Origin of the sequence: uncultured Methylobacterium sp. (assembly GCF_964251405.1) — a bacterium.
GTDB lineage: Bacteria > Pseudomonadota > Alphaproteobacteria > Rhizobiales > Beijerinckiaceae > Methylobacterium.
The window spans coordinates 10,574-16,512 of the sequence record NZ_CAXUJR010000079.1 but is presented as its reverse complement, the minus strand read 5'-3'; the positions used below and the strand labels follow the sequence as shown (position 1 = coordinate 16,512).

Below are 5,939 nucleotides of genomic sequence, written 5' to 3'. Positions count from 1 at the left end.
GAGGACACGGTCTCGATCCTGCGCGGCATCAAGGAGAAGTACGAGCAGCACCACGGCGTCCGCATCCAGGATGCGGCGCTCGTCGCCGCCGCGACCCTGTCGAACCGCTACATCACCGACCGCTTCCTGCCCGACAAGGCGATCGACCTCATGGACGAGGCCGGCTCGCGCCTGCGCATGCAGGTCGATTCGAAGCCGGAGGAACTCGACAACGTCGACCGCGAGATCGTGCGCCGCAAGATCGAGGGGGAGGCGCTGAAGAAGGAGACGGATTCGGCCTCACGCGACCGGCTGGCGAGACTCGAGCGCGAACTCGCCGACCTCGAGGAGCAATCCGCCTCCATCACCGCCCGCTGGAAAGCCGAGAAGGACAAGCTCGGTGCTGCGGCCGGTCTCAAGAAGAAGCTCGACGAGGCCCGTACCGAGCTCGCCAGCGCTCAGCGCCAGGGACAGTACCAGCGCGCGGGCGAACTCGCCTACGGGGTGATCCCGGGCTTGGAGAAGCAGCTCGCCGAGATCGAGGCCGCAACCGAGGGAGCGGTCGCCCGCGACGGCATGGTCGAGGAGGCGGTGACACCGGCCCATATCGCGGGCGTCGTCTCGCGCTGGACCGGCGTGCCGGTAGACAAGATGCTGGAGGGCGAGCGCGACAAGCTGCTGGCCATGGAGGCGGCTTTGGGCAAGCGTGTCGTCGGCCAGCGCGAGGCGGTGGAGGCGGTGGCGACCGCCGTGCGCCGGGCGCGGGCCGGTCTTCAGGACCCGAACCGGCCGATCGGGTCGTTCATGTTCCTCGGCCCCACGGGTGTGGGCAAGACCGAGCTGACGAAGGCGCTCGCCGGCTTTCTGTTCGACGACGACACGGCTTTGGTGCGCATCGACATGTCGGAATACATGGAGAAGCATTCGGTGGCCCGCCTCATCGGCGCGCCCCCCGGCTATGTCGGATATGAGGAGGGCGGGGCGCTCACCGAGGCGGTGCGGCGGCGTCCCTACCAGGTCGTGCTGTTCGACGAGATCGAGAAGGCCCATCCGGACGTATTCAACGTCCTGCTGCAGGTGCTCGACGACGGGCGGCTGACGGACGGGCAGGGGCGGACGGTCGATTTCCGCAACACTCTCCTGATCATGACGTCGAATCTCGGAGCCGAGTATCTGGTGAACCAGTCCGAGGGCGAGGATACCGATGCCGTCCGCGACGAGGTGATGGGAACGGTGCGCCGGCACTTCCGGCCTGAATTCCTGAACCGGATCGACGAGATCATCCTGTTCCATCGCCTGCGCCGGTCTGAGATGGGCACCATCGTGGAGATCCAGCTCGGGCGGCTGCAGACGCTCCTCGACGAGCGCAAGATCACGCTCACCATCGAGCCGGATGCCCGCGACTGGCTCGCCGACAAGGGCTACGACCCCGCCTACGGCGCGCGTCCTCTCAAGCGAGTGATCCAGAAGAACATCCAGGATCCGCTGGCGCAGCAGATCCTCGAGGGGGTGCTCCACGACGGCGAGGCCGTTCAGGTCAGGCTCGGACCGCTCGGCCTGATGATCGGCGATCGAGCTGTGGGCGTGGCCCCGCGTCCCCCGACGGTCACCCTGAACTGAGTTGCCTCGCGTTGCGACGGGGCCGTCGATCCCATCCGGATCGGCGGCCCTATTCGTGCGCGTCGGCGAGGGTCTCGCGAGGATCGATCAGCGTCGCAGGGGTTGAGCGACCTCGCCGTTTGCGCGACATGTCGCAGGGCGCCGGCGGCGGACGACCGGCCCCACAAGGGACGACCCATGGCATCGCCAGAACCTCAGCGCGGAGCGGCGTCCGACGGTAGGCTCGCGCAGCTCGGCATCCGCTTCACGGCCTGGGCCGAGCGCTGGTTCCCGGACGCCTTCGTGTTCGTGGCCATCGCCGTGGTGGTCGTGGCGCTGGGCGCCCTCGCCAACGGCGCGCCACCCGCCGCCATCGCCAAGACCTTCGGCGACGGCTTCTGGAGCCTGATCCCCTTCACGATGCAAATGGCCTTCGTCACCATCGGCGGCTACGTCGTGGCGACCGTGCCGCCGGTGCAGCGGCTGATCGACCGCCTCGCCGGGGTTCCGAAGACCGGCGCGGGTGCCGTCGGGTTCGTGGCGGCCGCGACCATGCTGTCGTCCTTCCTGAGCTGGGGCCTGAGCCTCATCTTCGGCGGCCTGCTCGCCCGTGCGCTGGCCCGCCGCACCGAATTGCGCATGGACTACCGCGCGGCGGGAGCCGCCGCCTATCTCGGGCTCGGCGCCACCTGGGCGATGGGGCTCAGCTCCTCGGCCGCCCAGCTGCAGGCCAACCCGGCGAGCCTGCCCAAGTCGCTCCTGCCGATCACCGGCGTGATCCCGTTCAGCGAGACGATCTTCCTCTGGCAGTCGATGCTGATCGCCGCGATCCTGTTCGTGATCTCGGTGGTCATCGCCGTCGCCTCGGCGCCGGGCCGAGACACGGCCGTGACCGCCGAGGACATGGGCGTCGACGTCGCCCGCGAGGAGGAGACGATCGCACGGCCGACGCAGCCCGGCGAGTGGCTGGAGCACTCGCCGATCCTCACCATCCTGCTCGTCGTCCTGGCGGCGGGCTGGATTTGGCAGGAATTCGCCCGGCAATCCTGGATCACCGCGATCTCGAACCTCAATACCTACAACCTCCTGTTCCTCACCCTCGGGTTGCTGCTGCATTGGCGGCCGATCCGGTTCCTGCGCGCCGTGGCGCGCTCGGTCCCGGCCACGGCCGGAATTCTGATCCAGTTTCCGCTCTACGCGGCCATCAGCGCCATGCTGACGGGCGCCAAGAACGCGGGCGGAACTTCGGTCTCGGACCTGATCACCCATGCCTTCGTCAGCCTGAACACCACGGGCAGCTTCCCCATCTCGATGGGCGTCTACTCGGCGGTGCTCGGCTTCTTCGTGCCGTCGGGCGGAGGCAAGTGGCTCCTCGAGGCGCCCTACGTGATGCAGGCGGCCAACGAGCTGAACGTCCATCTCGGCTGGGCGGTGATGGTCTACAACGCCGCCGAGGCCCTGCCGAACCTGATCAACCCGTTCTGGATGCTGCCGTTGCTCGGCATCCTCGGCCTGAAGGCCCGCGACATTGTCGGTTTCAGCTTCCTGCAGCTTCTGGTCCATCTGCCGGTGGTGTTGTTCCTGCTGTGGGCGCTGGCCTTCACGCTGACCTATCACCCGCCGGTGATGCCCTAGGAAGAGTATCGTCTGAGAAGAAAGCCTTTCGCACGGGATTGCCACCTCGATGTCCGCACGAATTTGCCTTGGGATAGTCATGACCTTGACCGCGATCGGTCCAAGCCCGGCTCAGGACCGCCTGCCGGAAATCCCGGCGGACCGGCAGACCGAAGCCCAGACGAAGGCGTCCGCTGACTTCCTGGCGGCGAGAAAGGTGCCGGTGTTCGGTCCATTCGTACCGCTGCTGCGCAGCCCGGAACTGATGACGAACGCCAGCAACATGGGCCTGCACCTACGCTATCGGAGCGTACTGCCGCTCCGGCTGTCCGAATTCATCATCCTGATCACCGCGCGGGAGTGGAGCCAGCAACTCGAATGGCACATCCACCAGCCGATCGCGCTGAAAGCGAGACTCGACCCGGATGTCGTGACCGCGATCCAGCTCGGGCGCCGACCCGACGTCATGGGCGAGGAGGAGACGCTGACTTACGCCTTCTCGACAGAGCTCCACCGCAACAAGGGCGTGAGCGACACGACCTATCAGCGAGTGGTGGCAAAGTTCGGCGAGCAAGGCGCGATCGAGATGGCCGGCATCAACGGCTATTACACGCTTCTTGCCATGACCATGAACGCAGCACAGACGGCGCTGCCGGCCGGCTCGGAGCCCCAACTCCCACCGCTGATCAAGTAGCTTTGGTCGTGCCGCTCCGACGACGACGCGCTCTCAGGAACACCCCGTACCCTCTCGTCGACCGCCCCACCGGGACGAACAAGAGCGATCGACGGCGTAGCTATCGCCGCTGCGCAGGGACGAACGCCGCTGCGGCGGCGAGGAGCCAGCCTGCCATCAGCACAAAACCGCCGCTCGGCGCGGCCATGGGAAACAGCGACGTTCCTTGAAGCGCCCGCAGCGCGAGATCGCCCGAGAACAAGACGAGCCCGATCAGGAGGGCGGTGGCTGCCAGCCGCGTCAGGAGGCGATGCGAAACGCCGGTCGCCGCGAGTGCGACGAGCCCGAACACGGCGGGTGCGTGAAACAGCAGAAATTGCGCGGCGGTTTTCAGGCCGTCGCCGCTGGAAATATGAGCGGCTGCAGCACTCGCGGCAACGCCGAGCAGGCCCGCGATCGCGCCGAGCGCCAGCAAGATCCGCTCCGGCAGGGCGAGGCTCACGCGCCGCGCTCGGCGAGCAACCGCGCCACGCTCGCCCGCAACTCCGGCACGCCGCTGTCGTCGCGGCTCGAGGTGATCAAGATCTCCGGATAGGCCGCCGGGCGCTTCGCCAGCGCCGCCTGGGTCGCCGCCACCCGTGCGGTGATCTCCGATTTCTTCAGGGCATCGCCCTTGGTCAACACGATCTGATAGCTCACCGCCGCCTTGTCGAGGCCGTCGAGCACATCCGTGTCGATGCCCTTTAGCCCGTGTCGGGAATCGATCAGCATGAAGACGCGGGCGAGGTTGGCCCGGCCCTTGAGGTAGTCGTGGATGAGGTCGGTCCAGGCTTCGACCTTGGCCTTCTCGACCTTGGCGTAGCCGTAGCCGGGCATGTCCACGAGGGTGAGCCGACCGCCGATATCGAAGAAATTGAGTTGCTGCGTCCGACCCGGCGTGTGCGAGGTCCGCGCCAGGGTGTTTCGCCCGGTCAGTGCGTTGACGAGGCTCGACTTGCCGACGTTCGAGCGGCCGGCAAACGCGATCTCGACGCCCTTCATGGCGGGAAGGGCGGCCACCGTCGGGGCGGAGGAGAGGAAGTCGGCTGCGCCCGCGAACAGCAGGCGGCCGGCTTCCAAAAGGGCCGCGTCGTCTTCGGTTTGGGACATGGCATGGCTCCGACGGGTGGATGGATCAGGGTGCCCCACCCATCGACCGGAAGGATCAGCTCTTGCGAACGGATCAGCTCTTGGCGGCCGGGACCTTGTCGGCGGGCTTCTTCTTAAACATCCCGCTGAGATTGTCCCACAACTCTACCTTCACGCCGTTCTGGCGCATGATCACGTATTGCTGGATCACCGACAGGGTGTTGTTCCAGGCCCAGTAGATGACCAGACCGGCCGGGAACGAGCCGAGCATGAAGGTGAACACGATCGGCATGAAGGTGAAGATCTGCGCCTGGATCGGATCCGGCGGCGCGGGATTCATCTTCATCTGGATGAACATCGTGATGCCCATGATGATGGGCCAGATGCCGAGATGGACGAAGTCCGGCGCCGCGAAGGGCAACAGTCCGAACAGGTTGAGCAAGCTCGACGGGTCGGGTGCGGCGAGATCCTGGATCCAGCCGAAGAACGGCGCGTGCCGCATCTCGATGGTGATGAACAGAACCTTGTAGAGCGCGAAGAAGACCGGGATCTGGATCAGCACCGGCCAGCAGCCGGCCACGGGATTGATCTTCTCCTTCTTGTACAGCTCCATCATCGCCTGTTGCTGTTTCACCTTGTCGTCGCCGTAGCGCTCGCGGATGGAGACCATCTCCGGCTGGACGGCCTTCATCTTGGCCATCGACTTGTACGACTTGTTCGCGATCGGCAGGAACAGGATCTTCAGGAGCAACGTGACGACGAGGATCGAGACGCCGAAATTGCCGAACAGATGGAAGAAGAAGTCGAGCGCCCGGAACATCGGCTTGGTGATGAAGTGGAACCAGCCCCAGTCGATCATCAGATCGAACTGTTTGATCCCGATCTCCTTCTCGTAGGTCGTGATCGCATTGACTTCCTTGGCGCCGGCGAACAGCCGCTGCGTCGC

At 66.0% G+C, this 5,939-nt stretch carries 6 protein-coding genes; 3 read left to right on the top strand and 3 right to left on the bottom strand.

The features are described 5' to 3' along the window. The 3 genes from ACFE7U_RS13815 to ACFE7U_RS13805 all read left to right on the top strand — a co-directional run. Positions 1–1,599: AAA family ATPase (locus ACFE7U_RS13815; RefSeq protein WP_375410297.1), on the top strand; the 1,599-nt coding region annotated here is incomplete at its 5' end. Between the two features lie 177 nt (positions 1,600–1,776). Next, positions 1,777–3,213: a short-chain fatty acid transporter gene (locus ACFE7U_RS13810; protein WP_375410296.1), complete on the top strand. Its 1,437-nt coding sequence runs from the start codon at positions 1,777–1,779 to the stop codon at positions 3,211–3,213. A 79-nt stretch (positions 3,214–3,292) separates the two neighbouring features. Next, complete coding sequence (locus ACFE7U_RS13805) at positions 3,293–3,886, top strand: carboxymuconolactone decarboxylase family protein (RefSeq protein WP_375410295.1); 594 nt, start codon at positions 3,293–3,295, stop codon at positions 3,884–3,886. Between the two features lie 100 nt (positions 3,887–3,986). Here ACFE7U_RS13805 and ACFE7U_RS13800 read toward each other — a convergent pair whose 3' ends face one another. From ACFE7U_RS13800 to yidC, 3 genes are all read right to left on the bottom strand, one after another. After that, a complete protein-coding gene (locus ACFE7U_RS13800; protein WP_375410294.1) occupies positions 3,987–4,367 on the bottom strand; it encodes a DUF423 domain-containing protein in 381 nt (126 codons plus the stop codon). Further along, positions 4,364–5,014 (bottom strand): ribosome biogenesis GTP-binding protein YihA/YsxC, encoded by a 651-nt coding sequence (gene yihA / locus ACFE7U_RS13795; RefSeq protein WP_375410293.1) that lies wholly within the window; start codon positions 5,012–5,014, stop codon positions 4,364–4,366. The genes ACFE7U_RS13800 and yihA overlap by 4 nt, the downstream gene beginning before the upstream one ends. 73 nt (positions 5,015–5,087) lie before the next feature. Further along, a partial coding sequence (yidC, locus tag ACFE7U_RS13790) for a membrane protein insertase YidC (RefSeq protein WP_375410292.1) occupies positions 5,088–5,939 on the bottom strand: 852 nt, incomplete at its 5' end.